General features: G+C 70.5%; 21 protein-coding genes. 7 read left to right on the forward strand and 14 right to left on the reverse strand.

The annotated features are described in order from the left end of the window. Positions 1 to 4: 4 nt before the first annotated feature. Complete coding sequence (locus JOM49_RS20730; protein WP_308158808.1) at positions 5 to 1,123, reverse strand: sugar ABC transporter substrate-binding protein; 1,119 nt, start codon at positions 1,121 to 1,123, stop codon at positions 5 to 7. A 111-nt stretch (positions 1,124 to 1,234) separates the two neighbouring features. On the opposite strand from JOM49_RS20730, the gene JOM49_RS20735 reads away from it, so the two are divergent. Both JOM49_RS20735 and JOM49_RS20740 read left to right on the forward strand, forming a co-directional pair. Further along, complete coding sequence (locus JOM49_RS20735; protein ID WP_282773878.1) at positions 1,235 to 1,975, forward strand: FadR/GntR family transcriptional regulator; 741 nt, start codon at positions 1,235 to 1,237, stop codon at positions 1,973 to 1,975. A 145-nt stretch (positions 1,976 to 2,120) separates the two neighbouring features. Further along, positions 2,121 to 4,433, forward strand: a complete 2,313-nt coding sequence (locus tag JOM49_RS20740; protein ID WP_209665920.1) for a thiamine pyrophosphate-binding protein — start codon at positions 2,121 to 2,123, stop codon at positions 4,431 to 4,433. Between the two features lie 48 nt (positions 4,434 to 4,481). Here the strand turns inward: JOM49_RS20740 and JOM49_RS20745 are convergent, their stop codons facing one another. From JOM49_RS20745 to JOM49_RS20760, 4 genes are all read right to left on the reverse strand, one after another. Next, a complete protein-coding gene (locus JOM49_RS20745) occupies positions 4,482 to 7,445 on the reverse strand; it encodes a 3-keto-alpha-glucoside-1,2-lyase-like domain-containing protein (protein ID WP_209665921.1) in 2,964 nt (987 codons plus the stop codon). A 176-nt stretch (positions 7,446 to 7,621) separates the two neighbouring features. Then, on the reverse strand, positions 7,622 to 8,155 hold the full coding sequence (locus tag JOM49_RS20750; protein WP_209665922.1) for a hypothetical protein: 534 nt from the start codon (positions 8,153 to 8,155) through the stop codon (positions 7,622 to 7,624). A 44-nt stretch (positions 8,156 to 8,199) separates the two neighbouring features. Next, a complete protein-coding gene (locus JOM49_RS20755; protein WP_209665923.1) occupies positions 8,200 to 9,849 on the reverse strand; it encodes an alpha-amylase family glycosyl hydrolase in 1,650 nt (549 codons plus the stop codon). Positions 9,850 to 9,925: 76 nt separating this feature from the next. Continuing rightward, positions 9,926 to 10,474 (reverse strand): NYN domain-containing protein, encoded by a 549-nt coding sequence (locus tag JOM49_RS20760; protein ID WP_245370678.1) that lies wholly within the window; start codon positions 10,472 to 10,474, stop codon positions 9,926 to 9,928. A 246-nt stretch (positions 10,475 to 10,720) separates the two neighbouring features. Between JOM49_RS20760 and JOM49_RS20765 the strand changes: the two genes are divergently transcribed. Beyond that, positions 10,721 to 11,557: an SAM-dependent methyltransferase gene (locus tag JOM49_RS20765; RefSeq protein ID WP_209665925.1), complete on the forward strand. Its 837-nt coding sequence runs from the start codon at positions 10,721 to 10,723 to the stop codon at positions 11,555 to 11,557. Positions 11,558 to 11,825: 268 nt separating this feature from the next. Here the strand turns inward: JOM49_RS20765 and JOM49_RS20770 are convergent, their stop codons facing one another. After that, positions 11,826 to 12,182: a hypothetical protein gene (locus JOM49_RS20770; RefSeq protein WP_209665926.1), complete on the reverse strand. Its 357-nt coding sequence runs from the start codon at positions 12,180 to 12,182 to the stop codon at positions 11,826 to 11,828. 186 nt (positions 12,183 to 12,368) lie between these two features. On the opposite strand from JOM49_RS20770, the gene JOM49_RS20775 reads away from it, so the two are divergent. Further along, entirely contained in the window at positions 12,369 to 13,133 is a 765-nt protein-coding gene (locus JOM49_RS20775; protein ID WP_245369396.1) for a class I SAM-dependent methyltransferase, read from the forward strand. A 46-nt stretch (positions 13,134 to 13,179) separates the two neighbouring features. After that, on the forward strand, positions 13,180 to 14,175 hold the full coding sequence (ppk2, locus tag JOM49_RS20780; protein ID WP_308158809.1) for a polyphosphate kinase 2: 996 nt from the start codon (positions 13,180 to 13,182) through the stop codon (positions 14,173 to 14,175). Positions 14,176 to 14,185: 10 nt separating this feature from the next. On the opposite strand, the gene JOM49_RS20785 is transcribed toward ppk2, so the two are convergent. Next, positions 14,186 to 15,229: an NAD(P)-dependent alcohol dehydrogenase gene (locus JOM49_RS20785; protein WP_209665928.1), complete on the reverse strand. Its 1,044-nt coding sequence runs from the start codon at positions 15,227 to 15,229 to the stop codon at positions 14,186 to 14,188. 91 nt (positions 15,230 to 15,320) lie between these two features. On the opposite strand from JOM49_RS20785, the gene JOM49_RS20790 reads away from it, so the two are divergent. Beyond that, positions 15,321 to 15,908 carry a TetR/AcrR family transcriptional regulator gene (locus tag JOM49_RS20790; RefSeq protein ID WP_209665929.1) on the forward strand — a complete coding sequence of 196 codons (588 nt, stop codon included), beginning with the start codon at positions 15,321 to 15,323 and terminating at the stop codon, positions 15,906 to 15,908. Between the two features lie 12 nt (positions 15,909 to 15,920). On the opposite strand, the gene JOM49_RS20795 is transcribed toward JOM49_RS20790, so the two are convergent. Then, positions 15,921 to 16,652, reverse strand: coding sequence for a class I SAM-dependent methyltransferase (locus JOM49_RS20795; RefSeq protein WP_209665930.1), 732 nt, complete (start codon positions 16,650 to 16,652; stop codon positions 15,921 to 15,923). A gap of 85 nt (positions 16,653 to 16,737) precedes the next feature. Between JOM49_RS20795 and JOM49_RS20800 the strand changes: the two genes are divergently transcribed. Then, the gene (locus JOM49_RS20800; protein WP_209665931.1) at positions 16,738 to 17,322 is read left to right on the forward strand and encodes a TetR/AcrR family transcriptional regulator; all 585 of its coding nucleotides are present in this window, start codon (positions 16,738 to 16,740) and stop codon (positions 17,320 to 17,322) included. A 44-nt stretch (positions 17,323 to 17,366) separates the two neighbouring features. Here the strand turns inward: JOM49_RS20800 and JOM49_RS20805 are convergent, their stop codons facing one another. The 6 genes from JOM49_RS20805 to JOM49_RS43075 all read right to left on the reverse strand — a co-directional run bounded on the left by JOM49_RS20805 (position 17,367) and on the right by JOM49_RS43075 (position 24,555). Then, the gene (locus tag JOM49_RS20805) at positions 17,367 to 18,293 is read right to left on the reverse strand and encodes an extracellular catalytic domain type 1 short-chain-length polyhydroxyalkanoate depolymerase (protein WP_209665932.1); all 927 of its coding nucleotides are present in this window, start codon (positions 18,291 to 18,293) and stop codon (positions 17,367 to 17,369) included. Positions 18,294 to 18,402: 109 nt separating this feature from the next. Continuing rightward, positions 18,403 to 19,611, reverse strand: coding sequence for a mandelate racemase/muconate lactonizing enzyme family protein (locus tag JOM49_RS20810; RefSeq protein ID WP_209665933.1), 1,209 nt, complete (start codon positions 19,609 to 19,611; stop codon positions 18,403 to 18,405). 4 nt (positions 19,612 to 19,615) lie between these two features. Continuing rightward, positions 19,616 to 20,431 carry a carbohydrate ABC transporter permease gene (locus tag JOM49_RS20815; RefSeq protein WP_209665934.1) on the reverse strand — a complete coding sequence of 272 codons (816 nt, stop codon included), beginning with the start codon at positions 20,429 to 20,431 and terminating at the stop codon, positions 19,616 to 19,618. After that, entirely contained in the window at positions 20,431 to 21,312 is an 882-nt protein-coding gene (locus tag JOM49_RS20820; RefSeq protein WP_308158810.1) for a carbohydrate ABC transporter permease, read from the reverse strand. The genes JOM49_RS20815 and JOM49_RS20820 overlap by 1 nt, the downstream gene beginning before the upstream one ends. A 4-nt stretch (positions 21,313 to 21,316) precedes the next feature. After that, positions 21,317 to 22,576, reverse strand: coding sequence for an ABC transporter substrate-binding protein (locus JOM49_RS43070; protein ID WP_308158811.1), 1,260 nt, complete (start codon positions 22,574 to 22,576; stop codon positions 21,317 to 21,319). Beyond that, a complete protein-coding gene (locus JOM49_RS43075) occupies positions 22,573 to 24,555 on the reverse strand; it encodes a right-handed parallel beta-helix repeat-containing protein (RefSeq protein ID WP_245369397.1) in 1,983 nt (660 codons plus the stop codon). The genes JOM49_RS43070 and JOM49_RS43075 overlap by 4 nt, the downstream gene beginning before the upstream one ends. Positions 24,556 to 24,625: the final 70 nt, after the last annotated feature.

Below are 24,625 nucleotides of genomic sequence, written 5' to 3' on the forward strand. Positions count from 1 at the left end.
GGGATCAGCGGGTCAGCGTGGACGGCGGCGGCAGCGGGATCGAGGGCGGCATGGGGACCAGCGCGTTGTTCGGCCCGCCTTCGAACTTGCTCCCGGCGGACGCGTACGGCCCGGAGTTCTCCTTGGTCACGAAGGTCAGGCCGGTGTCGGTGACCGGCGGCGCGACCAGCGTGCCGGACAGCCGGTACAGGTAGAGGTAGAGCACCGACAGGAAACCCTGCAGGTACGGCGACTGGTCGATGGTGAAGTCCAGCGCGCCGGAGGCCACGCCTTCGATGGTGTCGTCGAGCAGGTCGAAGCCGCCACCGCTGATCCGGCCCTGCAGCCCGCGGTCCTTGATCACGCTCGCGCAGGCCGCGGTGCTGCCCGCGTCGACGGCGTAGATGCCCTTCGCGCCGGGGTTCCCGGTGAAGGCGGCGGTCATCGCGTTGAGCTCGCCCGCCTGCTCGGCGCCGGTGTTGACGGAACGGACGGTCACGCCCGGCGCGTCCTGCTTGAGCGCGTCGATGATGCCGTCGAGCCGTGGCTGCACGTTGTTGCCGCCCGGCTGGGAGATGCCGACCAGGATCTCCCCGGAGGTGACCTTGCTGGCGATCCGCTGCCCCATTTTGAAGCCGGAGAGGTAGAGGTCCTGGCCGACGTAGGCGAGGGGGTGGTTGCCCGCCGCGTTCGCGTTGTAGGCGATCACCGGGATGCCCGCGGCCAGTGCCCGCTTGGTCAGTTCGACGAAGGCGTTGTTGTCGGTCAGCGAGATGGCGATCCCGTCGACCTTGCTGTTCAGCGCGGTCTCCATGGCGCTGGCCATCTGCGCCACGTTGCCGTTCTCCGAACCGGTCCACTGTGGTTCGGGCAGGCCGAGCAGGGCCGCGGCGTCGGCGAGGCCGGTGCGCGTCGGGACGAAGAAGGAGTTCGTCGTGACGTGGTTGACGAAGACGAACCGCCAGTCCGGGGTGTCCGGGAAGGTGCCGGCACCGCCGCCGCCCTCCTGGCCTTCCTGCACGCCGGTGCACGCCGAGAGCAGCGCGCCCGCGGCGAGCACGCCGCCGCCCGCGCCCAGGTAGCTCAGTGCCGATCGGCGTGACGTGGTGCCGTTCCCCGGCCTGTCGGACTTCTCGAACCTCACTGTTCGACCCCGCATCCGTCTTGGCGGCAATGGGTGAATCATTGGATGATTCGCCCTGGGAGTCAAGGGCGCCGGTTTGACTTCGCCCCGGCGCCCGCCGATGATCCGGTGGTGGAAAGCAGCAGTTCAGCGGCCGGTCCGCTCGGCAGGCACCGGACGATCCACGGGCAGGTCGTGGAGTGGATCGGGCGGCGCATCGTCTCCGGTGAGCTGTCCTACGGCAGCAGGCTGCCGAACGAAGCCGAACTCGCGGCCCAGCTGAAGGTCAGCCGCGGCGGGGTGCGGGAGGCGGTCAAGGCACTGGCCGCCAAGGGCATGGTCGACCCGCGCCCCCGGCTGGGCACCCGGGTGCGCCCGCGCAACGAGTGGAACCTGATGGACCGCGAGGTGATCGACTGGCACGGCCAGGTCGCCGCGCCGGACTTCCTCGACGACCTGCTGGAACTGCGCCTGATGGTCGAGCCGGGCGCGGCGCACCTGGCGGCCGAGCGGGCGACGGCGGAGCAGATCACCGCGCTGGAACGCGCCTACGACGGCATGGCCGAGTACGCCCCGCAGTTGCCCGAGCGCGAGCAGAGCTTCGTCGACGCCGACCTGGGTTTCCACCTGATCCTGTTGCGCGCCAGCGGGAACCAGCTGATCGAGCAACTGGGCAGACTGCTTGAAACGAGCCTTCGCCAGGGGCTGGCGGCGAGCTCGCACGCCCCCGGCGGGGTGGCGGCCACGCTGCCGCTGCACCACGCCGTCCTGGCCGCCGTGCGGGCGCACCGCCCGGTCGCCGCCTCCCGGGCGATGCGGCGGCTGATCGAGACCACCGCGAACGCCGTCGGCCGGCTGAGCGAAGACGCCTGACCGGCGGGACTGCGCAGGTTGTCCGCCCGACCGGCCCGAAGTCGCCAAGAGACTGGGCAATCTGCCCAATCCCCGGCGTGATCGTTGCGCGGCCGCCCACCGGCTTGCTGAGCTGTCGGCCAGCTGCCCAGGTCGAGGAGGACCCATGACAACGGCCCAGCGCGGCCCCGCCGCCGACGTCGAGACGCTGAAGCGGATCGAGGAGCGGCTGCTGTGGCTCTCGTCGGCCGTCATCCACCACGCCAACCGGGTGCGGCCGAACCCCTCGGGCCTCAAGGTCGGCGGCCACCAGGCGTCCTCCGCCTCGATGGTGTCGGTGATGACCGCGCTGTGGTTCCGCCACCTGCGCCCCGAGGACCGGGTCTCGGTGAAGCCCCACGCGTCCCCGGTGCTGCACGCGATCAACTACCTCCTCGGCGACCTCGACGCCGCCTACCTGCCCCGCCTGCGGGAGTTCGGCGGCCTGCAGAGCTATCCCAGCCGGGCGAAGGACCCCGACCAGGTCGACTACTCGACGGGCTCGGTCGGCATCGGCGCGACGGCCCCGATCTGGGGCGCGGTTTCGCGCCGGTACGTCGATTCGGCGTTCGGCACCGCCGGGACCGGGCGCCAGTACTCGCTGGTGGGCGATGCCGAACTGGACGAGGGCGCGGTGTGGGAGGCGGTGCTCGACCCGGCCGTCGCCGAGCTGGGCGAGATCGTCTGGGTGGTCGACCTCAACCGCCAGTCGCTGGACCGCGTGGTGCCGAACATCGCCGCCGCCAAGCTGCAGCACATGTTCGCCGCGGCGGGCTGGCAGGTCGTCACGGTGAAGTACGGGCGCCTGATCCAGGAGCTGTTCGCCCGGCCAGGAGGCGAGGAACTCCGGCACCGGATCGACACCATGTCCAACCCGGAGTACCAGCGGCTCCTGCGCTGCGACGCCGCCGAAGTCCGCCGCCGCCTGCCCGGTGCCGGACCGGACGCCGGGCGGATCACCGCCCTGCTGTCCGAAGTGGACGATTCGGCGCTGCTGGCGGCCGTGGCCAACCTCGGCGGGCACGACCAGGTGGCGCTCGACGAGGCCTTCGAGTCCATCGAGGACACCCGGCCGACGGTGATCTTCGCCTACACCGTCAAGGGTTACGGCCTGGCCACCAAGGGGCACCCGCAGAACCACTCGGCACTGCTGTCCGAGCCGCAGATGCGCGAACTCGCCGACCGGCTGGGCGCGGACCTGGACGACCCGTGGGCGGTGTTCCCGCCGGAAAGCGCCGAGCAGCGGCTGTGCGCCGAGACCGCCGCGCGGCTGGCCAGGCCGCGGGTGGAGCAGCACGCGCCGCCCGAGGTACCGGTCGACTTCGGCCGGACGCCGTCCGGCACGGCGACCACCCAGGCGGCGCTGGGCCGGGTGCTGCTCGACCTCAGCCGCGCGGCTCCCGAAGCGTCCCGGCGTGTGGTGACCGTGAGCCCCGACGTCAGCTCCACGACCAACCTCGGCGGCTGGGTCAACAAGGTCGGTGTCTGGTCGTCGGCCGAGCGCACCGACTGGTTCGCCGACGACGCCGAGACCATCCTGCACTGGCGCGAGAAGCCGACCGGGCAGCACATCGAACTGGGCATCGCCGAGGTCAACCTGGTCAGCCTGCTCGGGGAACTGGGCACGACCTGGAGCCGCTGGGGCGAACCCCTGCTGCCCATCGGCGTGCTGTACGACCCGTTCGTCGAGCGGGCGCTGGAGCCGTGGTCCTACGGCATCTACGCCGGTGGGCAGTCGATCCTGGTCGGCACGCCGTCGGGCGTGTCGCTGGCCCCGGAAGGCGGCGCGCACCAGTCGATCAAGACCCCGTCGATCGGGCTGGAGCAACCCGGCTGCGTGAGCTACGAGACCGCGTTCGCGATCGACACGGAGTGGGCGCTGCTGGCCTGCCTCGCCCAGCTGGGGCGCCCGGACGGCACCTCGGCCTACCTGCGCCTGTCCACCCGGCCGGTCGACCAGAGCCTGGCGTCGGTGCCCGCCGATCCCGCCGCCCGTGAACGGCGCCGCAGGCAGGTCGTCGCCGGGGCGTACACCCTGCGCCGCACGGAAAAGCCGCAGGTCACCATCGCGGCCATGGGTGCGATCGTGCCCGAGGCGCTGGCCGCGGCCGCCCGGCTCGACCAGGTCGGGGTGGCCGCCGACGTGGTGTGCGTGACCAGTCCCGACCTGCTCTACCGGGCCGTCCGCGCCCGGCAGGGCCACGAAGCGGCGGACACCTGGATCCTGGACCAGGTCTTCCCCGCCGACCGCGCGACCCCGCTGGTGACCGCTTTGGACGGACACCCGCACACGCTGTCGTTCCTGGCCACGATCAACCGCGTCGCCACCACCGCGCTCGGCGTCACGCGGTTCGGCCAGTCCGGCTCCCTGGAGGACGTCTACCGCCACCACGGTCTCGACACCGACTCGCTCGTCCGGGCGGCCCTCGACCTGGGGTAGACGCGCTCCGGGTGGGGGCGGGCGTGGTCCGCCCGCCCCCACCCGGGCCTAGATCCGTTCGATCCAGACGTTGCGGAACCTCGGGTTGTCACCGGGATCGCCGTGGTCCTGCAGCCGGATGTGGCCCGGCGACGGGTCTTCCGGCTTGCCCGCGCCGGTGCTGCCGTTGATCGCCACGTCGTCGTGCACCAGTTTCCCGTTCCACCACAGGCTCACGCGGGCGTCGGCCACCTTCTTGCCGGTGCTGTCGAAGCGGGCCGCCCGGAAGATGATGTCGTAGCTCTGCCAGGTGCCCGGCGCCGTCGCGGCGTTCACGTCCGGTGCCTTCTTCGTGTAGATCGCGCCGGCGTCGTTGTTCTTCGGCGGGTTCACCCCGAACGACTCCAGCACCTGGATTTCGTAGCGTTCCTGGATGTACACGCCGCTGTTGCCGCGGGCCTGCCCGGTCTGCTCCGGCGGGTACTGCGGCTGGTACCACTCGGCGTGCATCCGGAAGTCGCCGTACTTCTCCTTCGTGCGGATGTCCCCGCCGAGCGACTCCATCGAGCCGTTCGCCACCGGCCACTTCGCCGGGCCGCCCGCGGTGGCTTCCCAGGCGTCCAGGTTCGTGCCGTCGAACAGGGTGGTCCGCTGCGCCGGGGTGACGGTGAGCTTGTCGAGGTTCACGTGCCCGCTGTCCGTGGCTTCGTAGACGAAGGCGATCGTGTTCGCCCCGGTCCGCAACAGCGCCGACTCGACGTGGGTCGCCCACTGGTTCCAGGCGCCCGTGCTGGCGAGCCAGACCTGTTTCTGCTTGCGGCCGTTGACGTACAGGCTCATCGACTTGGTCACCGGGTTCGGGCTCGGGTTGAGCCCGTTCGCGTACCGCAGGGCGAGGTCGTGCCGTCCGCCCCGCGCCACGTTCACCGCGAACGTGGTGCTGGTGCCCGGTTCCCAGTTGCGGTCGACGAACCCGGAGCCCGAATAGCCGCTGTGGTTGGTGTTGAACCCGGTGCCGCCCGCGAGCGCGGCCGATTCCGCTTCGTACTCCGGCGGCGCCGTCGTGCCGTCGGGCAGCGTGTTCAGGGTGTACCAGGCTTCGGTGCTCCACAGTTCCGTGCCGGACGCCGCGGCGAACGGGCGCGGGGAGTGGACGTGCACCACGCGTCCGGGCTTCAGCCCGTCCACCTTCAGCGTCACGGTCCGGCGATCCGCGGACAGCGCCGCCGAGGTCACGCCGAGCGTCTCCTCGTCCACCTTGGGACCGCCGTACTGCGGTGACGCGACATAGCGCCACTGCTCCGCCCGGTACTTCGAGGCCAGGTCCTGCGCGGTGCCCTCGGACAACGGCTGGGTGTACTCGATCTCGAAACCACCGTCGACCGCCCGCATGGCGAGCATGTCGAACGCGTCGTCACCGGTGAGCGACAGCTTCTGCAGGCCGTACTTGAGCTTGCCCGCCTGACCCCAGTTGCCCTCCGAGCCGATGCCGCCGGTGTAGATGGCGCCGTCGGGGCCCAGGCTGATCCGGCTGACCCCGGACTCCAGTCCCTGCGTCATCCGGAACACCGCGCCCTGGTACTCGCCGCCGACCTTCTCCAGGTAGGCGCGCTGGAGACCGCCGTAGGTCACGTCGCCGAAGACCATCTGCCCGGCGAACACCCCGTCGGGCAGCACCAGCGGGTTGCTCGGCGAGTTCGAGATCTCCCCGTGGGGCAGCCAGAGCACCGGCTGGGTCACCGGCTGGTCGTCGTACGGGCCGTCGGGATTGGTGTGGTGGTTGAAGAAGCGGCCCTGCTTGATGTGCACCAGCTTCGAGGTCGGCAGGTAGGCGCCCTGGTTGTCGGTGACGAAGATGTCGCCTTCCGGGCCCCAGCCGAGGCCGTTCGGCGTGCGCAGCCCACCGGCCACATAGGACACCTTGCCGGTGGCCTTGTCGATCTTGAGGGTGGAACCGCGGTTGGCGGCGGGCTGCGGGTCGAGGCTCGCGCCGCCGGGCACCATGGCGATGCCCGTGGAGACGTAGAAGTAGCCGTTCCGGTAGAGCAGCCCGAAGGCGAACTCGTGGTAGTTGCCGCCGAAGGGCCAGGTCGCGATCGTGCGGTACTCGTCGGTGACCTCGTCGCCGTCGGTGTCGACGAGCGCGGTCAGGCCGGTCTTCTGGGACACGTACAGCGTGCCGTCGACGTACTTGATGCCCATCGGCTCCTGCAGGCCATCGGCGATCTTCTTGGGCTTGACCTTCGACGGGTCGGTGGTGCCGGTGACGCCGTCGAGCAGGTACACCTCGCCGCGGACGGACTCCCGCGAGCCACCCCAGGTGGAGATGGCGAGCCGGTTGTCCGGCAGCCAGTCCATGCCGGTGACCTGGGGCTCGAAGCCCTCGGGGCGCAGGTTGGACACCGTGTAGTCGGGGTGGACGCCGGTGAGCGGCAGCCCGTCGCCGGGAGATTCGGTGACGCCCTCGCACTCCTTGCGCCCGGGAGAGGTGACCCGCGTGACGCCGGCGTCGGTGCTCAGCACCGAGGTGGGTACGAGGGTGAACGCGCTCGCGCCGGGCGGCTTCCACTCCAGCTTGAGCCGCTGGTCGAAGTCGGCGTCGAAGTGCTCGAGGTGCAGCGGCTGGTAGCCCGTGGTCAGCTCGATCGAGCCGTCCTTCGGCGTGGCCCCGTGGCGGCCGCCGTGGTCGATGACCTGGGTGCCGCCGATGTGCAGCCGGGCGCCGTCGTCGCTGGTGAGCCGGAAGTCGTGGCGGCCGGCGGTGGTGACGTCGAGGTTGGCGATGACCTCGGTGACGAACCGGTCGGCGATGCCGAAGTGCTCGGTGGTGGTCCAGTCGATCGTCGGCATCAGCTTGTCGATGTTCGGCGTCTGACTGGGTTTGAGGGTGCAGTAGTCCTCGAGGGGCACCTGCACGTCGAACACGCGCATGGTCACCCCCGGTTCCTGGGGCGGGATGCCGGGCTGGGCACTGGCCGGTGCCGGGACCCCGACGGCCAGCGCGACGGCGAGCAGAGCGACGAACAGCCGCATGGGCGTTCCTCCTCGATGGGGACGCGGCTCGCGCTCCGCTGCGCGACACCCCGTGGCCTCAAGCTAGCCAGTGCTTTCGCTCAAGGTCAACAAAAGAACGCCGAATACCTGCAAAAGCCGGGGCGCGGGTTCGTGTCAAGATCCGAACGGCTCTGGCCGGTTGCTCGTTCCGGCCGTCACCCTCGGCGTGGAGTCGCCTGGCTTTCGAGGAGTTCGGCGATGCCCAGCCCGGTGAACACGGTTTTGCTTTTCTCGGCGTTCAGGAAACGCAGGCCCATGAAGTTGTCGCCGTTGGTGAAGCCCGGGAGGGACCAGACCTCTTCGTAGGGGATCGCGGCCGGGGTGTAGGCGCCGAAGGTGTAGACGTTGCGCCACAGGCAGCGGGCCGGGTCCGGGGTCCACAGGCGGCGCGCCAGTTCGTCGTTGCGCAGGCGGCAGCGGACCGTTCCGAGGGCACGCACGTGTTTCTGCCCGGTGAGGAGCACGACGTCCCCGGCTTCGAGCGTGTCCATCTTCTTGTCGTGCTGCGGGGTCGCACCCCAGAAGCGGGCTGTGCCGTCCGGATGCCCGGCGAGCAGTTCGGCGCGTTCCGCCGGGCTCAGCGCTTCCGCGTACCTCGGGTGCAGGAACGGCACCGGCTGGTCCAGTGTGTCCGCCCAGTGCCGTCGCGCGTGTTTGGTGCCGTAGGAGGGCTGGATGATCACGCGCATGCGTGACGATTGCCCGCTCCACGGCCCGCCGAAACCGGGGGTCGCTACCGGCGCGCCAGGTCCAGGATGGCGTAACCGAAGCCATCCACGGTGAGCGTTTCGCCCTCGACGCGGACGCCGTTGCCCTCGACCTCGCGTGCGTGGCGCAGCCTGCCGTCGGGCACGGCGACCGTCGCCGGATCGCGGCGTGGGTTGACGGTGACGAGGAAACGATCGCCACGCAGGTAGGTCAGCGGGTAGCCGTCGTGGAAGACCCGGACCCCGCTTCGCGTGCCCAACTCGGGGTGCCGCTTGCGCAACGCGAGGAGCCGCCGGACGAAATGCAGCAGTGAGCCCGGATCGCGGAGTTGCGCTTCGACGGTCGGGCGGTTCGGGTCGGGGTCGATCGGGACGTAGAGCTGGTCGGCGGCCGCGGTGGAGAAACCCGCGTTCGGCAGGGAGTTCCACTGCATCGGCGTGCGGTTGTCCTGGCGCCCGGCGCTGCCCTCGACGTCGGGCAGGCCGTCGACCGCGCGCATGCCGATCTCCTCCCCGTAGTAGATCGTCGGGACGGTCGGCCAGGTGAGCAGGAACGTCCACGCGGCGGGGAACTGCTCCGGGGTGCGGACGCCGTTGTTGAGCCGGGTCGCGCTGTCGTGGTTGGCGATCGGCATGATCGTGTGCCCGTCGCCGCCGATGGCCTTCGTGGCGTCGGCCCACGCGTCCACGAACGTCTTCGCGGTACCGCCGCCGGACGCGTCGAAGTACGGGTTGTCCCGCCACAGCGACCGCCACGGCGCACCGTCGCCGGGACCGTTGACGGGGAGGTAGAAGTCGCCGTCGAAGCCCGCGGGCACCGAGGTTGCGGGGTCGCCCCATTCGGAGATGAGCACGGCGCCGGGGTGGCGGCGGCCCACCCACGAGCGCAGTTCGCCCCACAACTTGCCGGTCTCGACCCAGCCCGGGTCGTCCTTGACCAGCGTCGCCGCCATGTCACAGCGGAAGCCGGAAACGCCCAGCCGGAGCCAGTGGTCCATGACCGACCGCATGGCGGCGCGGTTGGCGCGCGGTCCTTCGGCGTCGACCGGACCGCGCCACGGCTCGTCGGGGTGCATGCGCGCGTAGCCGTAGTTGAGGGCGGGCTGCGTGGCGTAGTAGTTCATCCGGAAGGCGCCGGGGCGCGGCCCTGGTGAGGCGACGAACTGCTCGGGCAACGTGCCGTCGGCGGGCAGCTGGTCCGGTGTCGCCCAAATGTAGCGGTCGTCGGTGAAGTCCTGCAGCGAGTGGAGGAACCACGGGTGCTGGTCGGACGAGTGGCCGGCGACGAGGTCGAACAGCACGCGGATGCCCCGGCGCCGCGCGGCGTCGACCAGGCGCGAGACGTCCTCTTCGTCGCCGTAGCGCGGGTGGACGCGCACGTAGTCGGCGATGTCGTAGCCGCCGTCGGTGAAAGGGGAAGGGAAGACCGGGTTCACCCAGAGCGTGTCCACGCCGAGCCACCGCAGGTGGTCGAGCCGGTCGATGATGCCGGCCAGGTCACCGATGCCGTCGCCGTCGGTGTCCTGGAAGCTCTGCGGGTAGACCTGGTAGAGGACGGCGTCGGCGAGCCAGGACGGCGAGCCGGGCGCCGCCATCGCCGGTGCGTACGGCGCCAGTGCCGCGCCCGCGAGCGCCGCGCCGGTGCCGAGCACGAAAGACCGCCTGGAAACCGCCATTGATCCACTCCCGCGCTTGACTACGTATGCATAGCGGTGATCAATGTACGCGATCGAGGCCGAACAGGGAAGGGATTCACTCCGCCTGCGAGGACCCCACGATCGACCCCCACGGCTGGTACTCCGAGCACGCCGACACCAGCCGGGCGTTGCCCGAGGTCTCGGCGCCGACGCCGATCACGTGCTTGCCGGACTCCCGCAGCTTCGAGACGAGGGGCGAGAGGTCGCTGTCCCCGCCGGCCAGGACGAACGCGTCCACCGACGGGTGCACGACGAGCGTTTCCAGCGCGTCCACGGTCATCCGGATGTCCGCCCCGTCCCGGCGGTCCGGGCCGGGCCCGCGTTGCACCAGCGCGACGCCGTTGCGCTCCAGGTCCGGCTGGTAGCGGGCGAAGCGCGGGTCGGCCCAGTCGGCGTAGGCGCGGCGGATCGTGGTCGGGCCGTATGCCTGGCACAACCACGTCAGCGCCTTCGCCGGAATCGGCTCGTCCAGGTCCTGCAGCGTCGCAGTGGCGCCCAGTACGAGGTTCTCGAGGTCGATCAGCAACGCCAGCCGCTCGCCACGCGGGTGTGCCCCGTCCGGCACCCGGTCTTCCTGAGGCCCGGCCTCGCTCCTGCTCTGCATCACGGCTCCGACCCTAGGTCCGCACACCTGGACCGGCGGTGGAGTCACGCGCGGATGTCACCTGGTCGGGCGGTCGTCGGCACCGGCCGGTGGACTTCCCCGGCGCGCCTGACGAGCCGGCCGCGCGCCGTCCCGCCGGCCACGCGTGTCCACTGTGGACGATCGGGCGCCGCTGTCCGCGAGCCTCGCTACCTCGGGGGACTGCTACGTTGGCGCGAGCGAGCGTCGGCGGAAGGACTGATCGTCATGGCGGAGACCTCCCCGAAGGCGGCCGGGCGGGTGCCGGTGGGTGTCGATCCCACCAGGGCCTCGATCGCCAGGGTGTACGACGCGATGCTCAACGGCAAGGACAACTACGAGATCGACCGCGAGGTCAAGCGCGCGCTGCTGGCCACCGCACCGGAACTGGAGACCATCGCCAGGGACAACCGGCAGTGGCTGATCCGGGTGACCCGGTTCCTGGCGGGCACGATCGAGCTCGGGCAGATCATCGACTGTGGTGCCGGACTGCCCGGCGCGGAGAACACCCACGAGGCCGCATCACGGGTCAGCAGCGACGTGCACGTCTACTACGTCGACAACGATCCGCTGGTCGCCGTGCACGGGCGCGCACTGCTCGAAGGCAGTGACCGGACCTACTTCCTCGAAGCCGATCTGACCAAGCCGGACGAGGTCTTCGCGGCCGCCGCGGAGGCGGGTTTCGACCGCGGCGAGCCCGCCGGGCTGATGCAGGTCTCCACGTTGCACCACGTGCACGACGACCTCGGGCCGGTGGAGATCATGCAGCGCTACATCGACCAGTTGCCCTCGGGCAGCTACGTCGCGATCACCCACTTCTTCGACCCCGAAGACGGCGGCCCGTTGTCCGCACTGGCCGGACGGCTGCAGGAGATCATGGTCAGCGGCCCGATGGGCTCGGGTTGTTTCCGCACCCGGTCGGAGATCGCGGCGATGTTCGACGGCCTGGAGTTCGTTCAGCCCGGCTTGACCGTCCTGCCGGACTGGTGGCCGGACGCCCCGGGCGCCGGCGAACTGCTCGACGTCCAGCGACTCCTCATCGGCGGCCTCGGCCGCAAGCCCTAGCGCGGTCGGCGGTGTGGAGCGGCGGCCGGGACCGACTCCGGCCCGGTCACCGCCGAAGCCACCGGCCTCGCCTGGTCGCGCTGAATGGGGCATTGCTCGCGCCCGCCCACCGCCACCTCACCGGGAGCTGCGCGCTGTTCGGGGAATGCAAGTAATGCCCCACTCATAGCGTTGAATGCAAGTAATGCCCCACTCATAGCATTGGCGGGGGCCGGGAAGCGGTTCGGCAGCCCGCTCCACACCTGAAGCCGCCGCCCCGGCTACCGGCTCAGTAGTTCCAGCTGAGATCCCAGGCGTGGTAGTGGTTGTTGGGGCTCCACGCGATGATCGAGTACGACCGGCCGTCGCTCAGGTTGCAGCCCAGGTTCGACGGCGGCGCGTTGACCGTCGCGTAGCCCGAGCAGCCCACGGAGGGGGACAGCGTCCAGCCGAAGGTCTCGTCGATCCCGGCGATGGCGTCGACGCTGATGTTGACCCAGCCGCCCGGTGCGCCGATGCCCAGGTGGCAGGACGTCTCCCAGGCGCACGTGCGGGGCAGCGGTGCCGCGCCCGCCGTTCCCGCGCCGGTCATCGCCGTGGTCAGCAGCGCTCCGGCGACCGCGCCGAGTGCCAGTGATTTCTTCATGCTTTTCCCACCCCTAGTCCGATCCGGTTCTCCACACAGCAGCTTCACCTGTCGGCGGCGCGCTGGTAATCCCTTTCAGGCTGGGCTGAACGCGGCACCGGTCCGGCGGATACGCGAAACACCTTCACAAAGGGGCGTGCCTGGCGGACGATGTCCGGGTACTCGACTCGGGCACGGAGGTCGTTGATGGGCAAGGCCGAACCGCGCCGGCGTCGTGGGGACTACGGTTTCGACGGCGATTTCCGGTTGGTACCGGCCAAGGTCCAGGCGGTGCTCATCGTCACGATGTTCGCCGTCCTGCTGGGGTTCGTCGTGTTCGACGTCATCACCGGACGGGACGGCGCTGCCCTCGGGGGCGGCTTGATCGTCCTCCTGCTCGCCTTCACGGCCGCCTCGTTCGCCTTCACCACCCGCGTGGGCAAGTTCCAGGTGTGGGCGCGCATCCTCGCCGGCCTCGAGCTTCGCGGGGACGAGCGACTGCTCGACCTGGGGTGCGGCCGTGGCGCGGTCCTGCTCGCCGCGGCGGAACTGCTGCCCGAGGGACACGCGACCGGCGTCGACAAGTGGCGGCCCGACCAGACGGGCAACTCGCCGGAAGCCACGCGCCGCAACGCCGAACTTGAGTGCGTCGCCGCGCGGGTCACGTTGCACACCGGCGACATGACCGGCTTGCCGTTCGCGGACAGCAGTTTCGACGTCGTCGTCAGCAGTTTCGCGATCCACCACATCCCGGCCGCCGCCGGTCGCCGGGCGGCGATCGAGGAAGCGGTGCGCGTCCTGCGCCCCGGGGGCCGCCTCGTCATCGCCGACCTCGGGCACACCCGCGAGTACCTCGCCTGGTTGCGAGAGCTGGATATCGTGACGGCGGAACGCCGCAACCTCGGCTGGCGCGTGTGGTGGGGCGGCCCGTGGTTCCCGAGTCACGTGGTGACCGGCACGAAAAGCCGTTGACTGCCAGGGTTTTACTGGTCGGTATGTCGGGTATGTCCTTGTCATGGTGGCTGATGAGGTGGATGTGGCGTCGGTGTTCCCCGAGTTGCAGGAAGAACTCCACGTGGATTGCACGGAGGAAGATCAGCCGGTCCTCCGCCGTGCCGACGGCCGCGCCATCGACACCTGGCGGGAGAACTACCCGCTGGACCACCTGATGTCCCGCGAAGAGTACGAGGCGGTCAAGCGCCCGCTGCAGCTCGAACTGCTGAAGATGCAGTACTGGGTCAAGGAAACCGGGCAGCGCGTGGTGATCCTGTTCGAGGGGCGGGACGCGGCGGGCAAGGGCGGCACCATCAAGCGGTTCACCGAGCACCTCAACCCCCGTGGCGCGCGGGTGGTGGCGCTGGACAAGCCGTCCGAGCGCGAACAGGGGGAGTGGTACTTCCAGCGGTACGCGAAGCACCTCCCCACCGCCGGTGAGATCGTGTTGTTCGACCGCTCCTGGTACAACCGGGCGGGCGTCGAGCGAGTGATGGACTACTGCACCCCGGAGCAGTACCAGCTCTTTCTCAACCAGGCGCCGGTTTTCGAGCGGCTGCTGGTGGACGACGGCGTGCTGCTGATCAAGCTCTGGTTCTCGGTTTCCCGTTCGGAGCAACGGACGCGGTTCCTCATCCGCCAGGTCGATCCGGTGCGGCAGTGGAAACTGAGCGCCAACGACATCGAGTCCCTGGACCGCTGGGACGCCTACACCCAGGCGAAGGTGACCATGATCCGGGCCACCGACACCGAGAGCGCGCCTTGGACGGTGGTCAAGGCCAACGACAAGAAGCGCGCGCGGATCGAGGCCATGCGCAGCGTGCTGGCCAGGACTCCGTACAGCGACCGGGATGACGACGTCGTCGGCGTCCCCGACCCGCGCATCGTGGGCCCGGCGCACACCCTGCTCGAACCCGGTGAGGACGCCTCGGACCTGAGCCCCACGCCGATCGTCCCGGACGCCGAACCCGAGCACGGCCCCGGCGAGCACCCGACGCGGCTGGTCCGGAGTTCGCTCTGAAACCCCGTGTTCAGGAGAGGTCGGACAGGTCGAGGACGAAGCGGTAGCGGACGTCGTTGCGATCGAGGCGGTCGAGCGCGTCCGCCACTTGGGCCGACGGCAGGAGTTCGATGTCGGCGGTGATCCCGTGGGCGGCGCAGAACTCGAGCATGGCGGCGGTGGCGGGGCGGCCGCCGCTGCCCGCGGAGCTGAGTTTCTTGCGCCCTACGAGCAAATCGGTCGTCTCGACGGTGATGGGGCCGAGGTGCCCGAGGTGGCTGAGCGTGCCGTCCATGGCGACCAGCCCGAGGTACGGGCTGAGGTCGTGAGGGACCGGAATGGTGTCGATCAGGACGTCGAACCGGTCACGCGCCGCCGCCATCTGGCTGGGTTCGGTGGAAACGATGACTTCGTGCGCACCGAGCCGGACCGCTTCGGCCGCGCGGTCGGCCGACCGGCTGACGACCGCGACCTCGGCGCCAAGGGCCGCGGCGAACTTGACCGCGAGGTGCCCGAGCCCGCCCAGGCCGCTCACCGCGACGCGAGTTCCCGGCCCCACATCGAGGGCTCGTAGCGGTTCCCACACGGTGATCCCGGCGCACATCAGGGGTGCCGCCGCGGCCGGGTCGAGTCCGGCGGGCAGGGGATAGGCGAACTCGTCGCGGAGGACGTATTCGCGGGAGTAGGCGCCCAGCGTCGTGGAGCCGTCGTGGCGGTCGGTGCCGCCGTAGGTCAGGGTCGGGAAGTCGCGGCAGAAGTTCTCCTGGCCCGCCGTGCACGCGGCACACACGCCGCACGAGTCGACGATGTTGCCCACGGCGACGGAGTCGCCGACGCGGAAGCGGGTGACGTCCGGGCCGGTTTCGGTTACCACGCCGGTGAATTCGTGGCCCGGCATGAGCGCCGGCGCGTCGGCGTCGCGGGGTGCGCGCAGGGCGTGCAGGTCGCTGTGGCAGACGCCGCAGTAGTCCACGCGCACCGCGATGTCGTCGCGGCGGAGGCTCCGCCGCAGGATCGGCACCTGGTGCAACGTGCTCGTCGAGCCGTGGGCCAGCCAGCCGGTGGTGGTTCTCATGACACTCCTCAAACAGACTGTTCGGTCTATTTCACGCTAGCCGCGAGTTGCCGGTAAAGCAAACCGAATGTTCTGTCTGTAAGCTGACGGCATGTCCGACCAGCAGTTGACCGCTCGCGGTGAGGCCACGCGGCAGCGCATCCTCGACGTCGCCACCCGGGAGTTCGCCGAACACGGCATCGCGGGAGCCCGCATCGAACGGATCGTCGCCGCGGCGCGGACCAACAAAGCCCAGCTCTACGCCTACTTCGGCAACAAGGAAGGGCTGTTCGACGCGATCTTCGCCGGGTCGCTGGAGCGGATCGTCAACGTGGTCCCCATCGACGCCACCGACCTGGCGGACTGGGCCGTGCGCCTCTACGACGAGTACCTGCGCCGCCCCGACCTCATCCGGCTCGCCACCTGGGCCCGCCTGGAACGGCAGCCCGCCGGGCACCTCGTCGACGACCCCGACCGGCTCGACGAGGGCAAACTGCGGTCCATCGCCGAGGCGCAGGCGGCGGGCCTCATCCGCGCCGGTGACCCGTTCGATCTGATGGCCATGGTCATCGCCATGTCGATGGCGTGGTCGCCGGTCAGCAACGTCTACGCCGCCACCGCCGGCGAACCCGCCGAAACCCACGAACGACGCCGGGCGCTACTGCGCGACAGCGTTCGCCGCGCCGTAGCGCCCGCTTGATCCTGGGACGTTTCAGGCACGCCGCGTCGCGCGTACCTGCCACACGGGGCCGAGGACCCGGCCCTGGTCGTCGCACCGGGCCCGCTCCGGGTCGATGCCGAAGCCGAGGTCGGTCATGCTCTGCGTGCCGAGGCTCGCGAACGCGTCCACGGTCAGTGAGGTCGTGTAGGACCCACGCCGGATTTCCTCGATGTCCCAGTGCGTGCCCAGGTTGGCGTGCAGGTTCTCCTGGCTGACGGCCATCGGGAACCGCACGCCTTCGTCGAGGTCGGCGAAACACATCAGGGTGAGCCGCCCGCCCGGCACGGTGACCCGGTGCAGCGCCGCGGCGTAGCGCTGCCGCTGGTCGTCGTCGAGGCAGTGGTAGAGCGCGCTGTCCAGTGCGGAGTCGAACCGCCGGTCACCGAGTTCGGCCAGCGAGGTCGCGTCGGAACACACGAACGCGACCTCGACGCCGCGTGCGCGGGCTCGCCGGGCGGCCTCCTCCAGGCCGGTCGCCGAGCCGTCGACGCCGGTGACCCGGTGGCCGCGGGCCGCGAGGAACGCCGCGTTCTCGCCGAGGCCGCAGCCGACGTCCAGGACCTCGCCGTGGAACCGGCCGTCACGCTCCAGTTCGACCACCGCGGGCTGCGGCTCGCCGATGTCCCATGGCGCGAGGCCGAATGCCACCCCGGCGCCCTCGGCGACGGGTTTGCCTTGGTAGACCGCGTCGAAATCGACGTTGTGCGGGGAAAAGGCCGACATGGCGAGCACCTTGCCTTTCGGGGGGACCAGCTCGTGATGTGTACGGTACGGTACCGTACTGCTCGTGTCACGTAGCATTCCCGCCATGTCCACGGCCCGGCTGCGGGGCGGGCAGGCTCGGCAGGACGAGCTGCTGGCCGCGACCCTCGACGTCCTGCGTGAGACCGGCTACGACCGGCTGACCATCGACGCCGTGGTCGCCCGCGCGCGAGCCAGCAAGGCCACCGTCTACCGGCGCTGGCCGAACAAGGCGGCGCTGGTGGTGGCGGCCTTCACCCAGGCGGTCGAGCACATCCCGGACCCGCCGGACACCGGCTCGCTGCGTGACGACCTGGTGGCCGTGCTCGACGGGCTGATGCTCGAACTCGACCGGCTCGGCGACGTGATGATCGGGCTGATCGGCGAACTCCGGCGCAGCCCCGAACTCGCCGAGGCCATGCGCACCGGGTTCATCGCGGCCCGCCGGGAAATGATGACGCTGGTCTTCGAACGGGGCCGCCACCGCGGTGAGTTCGACGAGGACGCCTCGCTGGACACGATCTGGTACCTGGGGCCGGCGCTGGTCTTCTTCCGCACGCTGATGCTCGGCGACCCGGTGGACAAGACCTACATCCGCCACGTGGTCGACGACATCGTGCTGCCCGTGCTCCGTCCACATCGGACCGGCTGACCCGCCGGTCTGTGCCGGTCCTCAGTGGACGGAGCCGGTCCGCGTCAGCCGATGCCGAAGAAGGCGAGTGCGCGCGCGGCCATGCCGCCCGAGGGCAGGCTGTGCCCGGCGCCCTGGATGCTGTAGGCCTCGACCTGGACGGTGCCCGCGGGGTCCGCGTACTGGCGGCGGTTCCAGTTGGGCTGGGGCGTGTCGGTCGAGGTCGGCGTCTGGCTCAGCCCGAACACGTTGGTCCACTGCTCGATTTCCTCCTGCAGCAGCGAATACGGCACCAGGGTGTCGGCGGTACCGTGCCACAACTGCATCCTCGGCCGGGGACCGGCGTAGCCGGGATACGCCTGCCGGACGGCGTCCCCCCACTGCTGCGGGGTCCGGTTCATGCTGCCGCCGGTGCACTTGCTCGCCCCCGGCGGGAAGTCGGCGGCGTTGGCGAAGCAGTTGAACGGCACGCCCATGAACGCCGCGCCCGCCTTGAACACGTCCGGGTAGAGGGCGAGCAGGTGGTTGGTCATCATGCCGCCGGAGGAGGAGCCGGTGGCGAAGACGCGCTGCGGGTCGCCGCCGTGCTTCTGCTGCGCGTAGGTCACCATCGAGGCGATCGAGACCGGGTCGCTGCCGCCGCCGCGGTGCTTGGACGCGTCGGACCAGGTGTCGAAGCACTTCCCGAACCCGGCCTGCTGCTGGGCGCTCGGGTAGATGACCAGGAAGCCCTTCTGGTTGGCCAGCGAAGCGAATTCACTGCTCGAGTAGAAGCCGGGTCCCGAGCCGCCGCAGCCGTGCATGGCGACCACGATCGCCGGGTTCGCCGGGTGGGAATCGGGCACGTAGAGGTGCATGCGCATGCCGCCCGGATTGCTGCCGAAGCCGGTCACCTCGACCAGTGAGGCGGCGGCCGCCGGGGGCGCACCGCCCATACCGGCGACCAGCAGGATGCTGATCAGCGTCGCGAGCACCGTTCTGAGTTTCGTCATCATCGACCTCCAGCCGGGGGATCGCCGCTCCCCGCGAAGATATGCATCTACGTGACGGCCGTCAATAATCTGCCCGATGTCGTACTTGATGAGACGAAGCCGCCGCTGCTCACTTCCCGTCCGCCTGGCGGAGGGGGAGCGGGCGGACGACGCCGGTGCGGTGCCGGGGTACGGGCATGCCTTCCGGCACGGGGAGCAGGCGCCGTCCGGCCCAGTCCGGCCGCACGTTCGGCCCACCACGGGCGGTGGCACCCGGACGGGCCCGGATGAGGTCCTCGTCGATCCGGATGCCGATGCCCGGCGAGTCGCCGAGGACGAAGTGGCCGTCTTCGACGTGCGCGTCGACGAAGACGCCTTGGGGTGGCAACAGGTCCTGCAGTTCGGCGGCCAGGTGGTTCGGTGCCGAGGTCGCCGCGTGCAGCAGGCCGATGGGCGTGTTCCCGACGGGGCTGACCGGCAGTTCGTGCGCGTGGGCCAGGGTGGCGACGCGCAGGAAGTGGGTGATGCCCCAGACCGCGCTCGTCTGCACGATGTCGATCGCTCCGGCGGCGAGCAGCGGGCGGAACTGTTCGAGCCCGGAAAGGTTCTCCCCGCTGGCCACCGCCGCCCGGATGCCCCGGCCGACGGCGGCCAGCCCGTCGGCGTCCCAGCGCCGGACCGGTTCCTCCACCCAGGTGAGGTCCAGGGTGCGTTCGAGTTCGCCGACGTGGCGGACGGCCTGCTTGCGGGACCAGGACTCGTTCGCGTCGAGCATCAGGACGGGCCGTGGTCCCCGCGCGGCACCGGCCAGCACTTCGCGGACCAGCGTCAGCCGGTGGCGGTCCCGGTCGACGTCCAGGCCGCCCTTGAGCTTGGCCGCGCGCAGGCCGTGCTCGGCGTAGTCCTGGTACACCGCCACGAGTTCGGCGTCGGTGAGGCCGATGTCCAGGCCCGAGGCGTATGCGGGCACGTGCCGGTCCCGGCCGCCCAGCAACCGCCAGAGCGGCTCCCCGGCGGCCTGGGCTTTGATGTCCCACAACGCCGTGTCGAACGCGCCGATGGTGCCGAACACCGCCCCCGCGTGCCCGGTCTTGAACCGATGCCGCAGCATGCGGTCGTAGAGGGCGGTGACCCCGCGCGGGTCCTCGCCGTCGATGGCGGCGAAGACCGCGTCGGCGTCGGCGTGCGGCCCGAGGCCGATGCCGGTGATGCCCTCGTCGGTGTCCACCAGGATGATCGGCACGGGGATGCGCCCGTCGGCGAAGACCCCGTTGGCGTCCCCGACCGGGCGCCCCCATTCCTGGACCGTCTGCAGTGTTCGGAACCCGGTGATCCGCATGGTGTCAGCCCTTCGTGGAGCCGGCGGCGACGCCTTCGGCGATGTGGCGCTGGAAGAACAGGTAGACGATGAGCACGGGCACGGCGGCGATGAGGACGCCGGCGGCGAAGGTCGGGATGTCGTCGGAGTACTGCCCGCGCAACGAGGTGACCCCGACCATCAGGGTGCGGTTTTCCGCCGATGGCATCAGCAGCAACGCGATGAGCACGTCGTTCCAGCAGAACAACGCATCGAGGATGCCGGCCGAGATCAGGGCCGGGGTACCGATCGGCAGCATGATCCTGCGGTAGACGCCGAACAGCGTGTTGCCGTCGATCCTGGCCGCGTCGACGATCTCGGGCGGAACGTGGGCGTAGTAGCTCGCCATCAGGAAGATCGTGAACGGGAGGAACTGCGCGACATAGGCGAGGACCAGTCCGGGGCGCGTGTCGATCAGGCCCAGGGTGGTCATCGTCCGGGCCAGCGGGACCATGATCACCTGGAACGGGATGAACAACGCCGCGAGGCAGCCGAGGTAGAGCGCCCGCGAGCCGCGGAAGCGCAGGCTGCCCAAGGCGAAGCCCGCCATCGAGCCGAGCCACAGCAGCAGGGCCACCGCGCACGTCACGACGATGAGCGAGGTGGCGAAGTAGCCGCCCATGCCCACGCTGGTCCAGGCGGTGGCGAGGTTGTCCGGCCGCGGGGATCCGGCGGGGGAGAAGCGGTCCAGGACGTATTCGCGCCGGGTCTTCAGCGCGACGTTCGTGGTGAACACCAGCGGGTAGATCGTCACCAGCGCGAGCGCGGCCATCGGGATGGAGGCCAGCCACCGGGCGCGCATCAGTCCACCCGGCCGGACCGGCGGAGCAGGCTGATCTGCAGCAGGCCCACCACCACCATGACGAGGAAGAGCACGGTGGACGCGGCCGAGGCGAGCGCCGGGCGGTCCAGTTGCCCCTGCTGGATCCAGATGTAGTACTCCGGCAGGTAGGTCGCGCCGCCCGGGCCGCCGCCGGTCATCACGTAGAGCAGGCCGAACATCGAGGTCAGCAGCCCGATCATGGTGGTCACGAAGACGAACTGGATGGTGCGGGTCAGGCCGGGGACGATCACGTGCCGGAGGAGCCGCGGCAGCGCGGCGCCGTCGATGCGCGCGGCGTCGAGCAGCGAGGGGTCGAGCGTCGCGAACCCGGCGAGGAACACCACCAGCGCCATCCCGAAGGTCGCCCAGACGTGCACGCCGACGACCGCGAAGAGCGCGACGTCCGGATCACCGAGCCAGTCGACCGGGCCGAGGCCGACGGTGCCGAGCAGGGCGTTGGCCGGACCGTCGAAGGCCAGCAGCAGGTTGAAGATCGCCCCGGCGATCACCGGCGACAGCACCGCGGGGAAGAAGTAGACGCCGCGGAAGAGCCGGTGTCCCGGCACGCGCAGGTAGATGAAGGTCGCGAGCAGCCCGGGGATCGCGACCGCCACCGGCAGCAACAACACCAGCAGGCCCACGTTCCGCAGCGCGCCGAGGAAGAGCGGGTCGTCGAAGAGGGTCGCGTAGTTGTCCAGTCCCACGGCGGTTCCGTCGCGTTCCCCGTCCCCGGTGAACGAGAAGTTGACGCCGAGCGCCAGCGGGTACAGCCGCAGCGCGACCACGACCAGCACGGCCGGCGCCACCAGTGCGTAGGGCGCGAGGCGTTCCGCGCGCAGGCGGCGGCCGGCCGGCGGCACCCGGTCAGCCGTCCCGATCCGAGGCGGCCAGCTGTGTCAGCGCCTCGTCGACGGTGACCGAGCCGCTCAGCAGTTGCTGGGACAGCCTTCCCATCAGGTCCAGCGTGGTCGACGACAGCGCCACGTGCAGGGCGGGCCGTCCGCCCGCGATCCCGGAGACGACGCGGGAGGCGACCGGACCGGCCGCCGACACGTCGATGGAGGTGTCCGCGGCGATCGCGCCCGCGTCGGCGTGGAACGCCGCCAGCGCGTCCTTGGAGGACAGTGAACGGACCAGATCGGCGGCGAGCGCGGGATCCGGGGTCCACCGGGCGACCGCGTAGCCGATGCCACCGTCGTAGGGCAGGCTCGGTGCCGCACCGGGGGTGATGACCGGTGCGGGCAGCACGCCGATGTCGCCGGGGTCGAGGAACTCGCCGAAGTCCTTCCAGTGCCCGACGTCCGACATCAGCCCGATGACGTGGGCCGCCTCGCCGGACTGGAACTTCGCGAAGGAGTCGTTGAACATCGCCGTCGAATTGGGCCCCTCGGTGTTGAGACCCGCGCGGTCGGCTTCCGTCCACAGTTCGAAGATCCGCTTCACGTCCGGCGAGGCCCAGTCCCGGTTCCCGGCCAGCCAGTCGCCGTACTCCTGGCCGGTGAGCGCACCCGAACCCAGGGCGGACAGGAAGAACTGGATGCCCGCGCCTTCCTTGTTGCCGAGCGCGAGGCACCGGGCGCCGGTCCGGTCCTTGATCGTGGTGCACGCGTCGACGAACTCGTCCCAGGTCGCGGGCGGGCGGTCCGGATCGAGGCCCGCGTCCCGGTAGAGCTTGCGGTTGACGTAGATCGGATGGCCCTGCAGCGTCACCGGCGAGGCGTAGGTCTTCCCGTTCCCCCCGAACGCTTCCCAGCCCGTGAGCCGGTCGCGATCCGCGATGACGTAGGGATCCAGCGGTACGAGCGCGTCCACCCGGTCGCGGAGCCGGCCGCCGCCGTTGAACAGCATGACGTCCGGCCCCCTGCCCGCCTGGATGGCCGCGCCGAGCAGGGTGTAGTACTGGTCGAACGGCTGCGCCACGAATTCGACGGAGACGCCGGGGCGCTTGGCCGCGAAGTCGGCCTTGGCCTTCTCGAGGTAGGCCGCCGCGGCGGGGTCGCCCGACTTCCAGTCCCAGACCACGAGCTTGTGCTCGCCGCCGCCGGACGCCGAGTCCGGCCCCGAGGCGCTTCCGCAGCCCGCCAGCGTCAGTGCCGCGACCAGCACGGCCGCCCACCGCCTCACCGCGGGCTCCACTGGGTGCCGCCGCGAGGTCCGGCATTCGCGATCACGGCCTGTGCGCCGGGTGGCCAGGCGCCCCCGGTGACGGTCACGTTGCTGTGGACGACGTTGCCGCGGTCCCCGTGGGTCACGTTCGTGCTGCCGTTGGCCGACCAGTTGCCGGTGAGCGTCCAGTTCCCCATGTTCTCCCCGCCCCAGTAGTTGGCCGTGGCCCAGGTTCCCGTGGCGGAGAAGACGTTGCCGGTGACGGTGTAGTACTTCGAGCCTTCGTCGAAGTAGACGCCGAAGTGGCCGTTCGCCCGCTCGCAGTGGTTGCCGCCGATCTGCGCGCCCGGGTTCCACGCCAGTGTGTAGATGCAGCCGCCGTCGTTCATCTGCTGCATGACGTCGTGGATGTGGTTGCCGGTGAGCCGGTTGCCCGACGCGGTGGTCGGCGTCGAGTACCGCGGCTGGTAGTCGTACAGCCCGCGCTTGGCGTAGTGGTCGCTGCCACCGGCGTCGTTGCTGCCCCAGCCGTAGCCGATCGACATGCCGGTGTAGGGCAGGTTGTAGACCTCGTTGTGCGACACGTCGGTCGTGGTGACGTAGGTGGTCAGTACCGAAACGCTGCCCCGGTAGTCCACGCCGAGGTCGTGGAGGCGGTTGTCGCCGACGGTGATGTTCCGGTTGACCATCCGCTGGTCGACCGGGTGGTGCGCGTCGGCGCGGACGCCGCCGACCACGATGCCGCCGGCGGAGTTGCGGGCGATCTCGGACCCGGTGATCGTGATGTCGCGCGCGCCGAGGCCGACGCCGCTGGTGTGGGCGTTGGCGTCGTTGCCGATGCCGATCGCCGTCTGTCCCAGGTTGACGAACTCCGAATCGCCGAAGGTGATGCGTTCGGCGGCGGAAACCTGCACGGCGGCGGGCATCTGGCGCCAGTGCGGCCGGGCCGCTTCGAACTGCGGGCAGCCGTTCTGGCAGGAGGTCAGCCGGTCGGCCGGCCAGTTCCAGCCGCCCGCGAGGTAGGCGCCGGTCTGCTGGTCGGCGTACCCCTGGTCGCCGCTGGGGCCGAGCCAGCTCGTGCCGGTGAAGGTGAGCCCGCTGAAGGTGATGTCGTGCGCGGGCGCGTCGTAGGTGCCGCCGACGCTGACCAGGGACTGGAGCACCGGGAGTTCGACGCTGACTTTTTCCGGGTCTTGTGCGGCCGGCGGGACAAGGAACAAGGTGCCGGAGCCGGGATCGAGGTACCACTCGCCGGGGCTGTCGAGGAACTCGTAGGCGTTGGCCAGGTAGAACGGGCCCGCCCGGTGCGGGGCGGCGAGCGTGTCGTAGCCGAAGGTGTTGTTGTTCCACGCGGGCTGCCGCATGGTGATGAAGTTCCCGTTGATGGACCGCACGGGCGAATACCGGTCGGTGAACGAGTTGACGCTCTCCACCTCGACCCGGTCCTGCCTGGCCAGGTTGTTCAGGTAACCCAGCGCGGGGCTGGAGAAACCCAGGCCGGAGCTGGTGAAGGTGAAGTCGGACCGGTTCACCCGTGTCCGCGCGCGGGTGGCGATCGCGCCGTCGACGTACAACTGCCGGGCGTCGATCCCGGCGCCGACGTTCGCGCGCCAGATGTTCTTCCCGGCGTCGGCGACCGTCCAGCCGGTGACCGCGCGGGCGCCGGTGAGCACCGGGCGGGCCGACGGGGCCGCCCGCCACACGACGCGGTGCCCGTGGTTGCCGGAGTCCGCGGCGGTCAGCCGCAGCGGCTCGGTGAGCCGGTACACCCCGTCGGCCAGCTCCACGACGAGGTCGCCGGACATCGTGCCGACCAGGGAGCGCACCGCGGCCTGCGCGGCGGGCAGGGAACACGGATCGGCTGCGGTGCAAGCGATGCCGGTGCCGGACGGGGCGGCGTGGAGGGTGGTCGCGGCCGCGGCGGCAGCCGGAACCGGGGCCAGCACGGCCATCGCGGCGGTCAGTGCCGCGAGGGCGGCCGGTATCGGTCTGCGCACCACGGAAGACGAGGACGCGAACACAGGATCTCCTTAAGTGGGGGGAGGTGCTCGACGCCGTGCTACTGGC

Origin of the sequence: Amycolatopsis magusensis (assembly GCF_017875555.1) — a bacterium.
Classification (GTDB): domain Bacteria; phylum Actinomycetota; class Actinomycetes; order Mycobacteriales; family Pseudonocardiaceae; genus Amycolatopsis; species Amycolatopsis magusensis.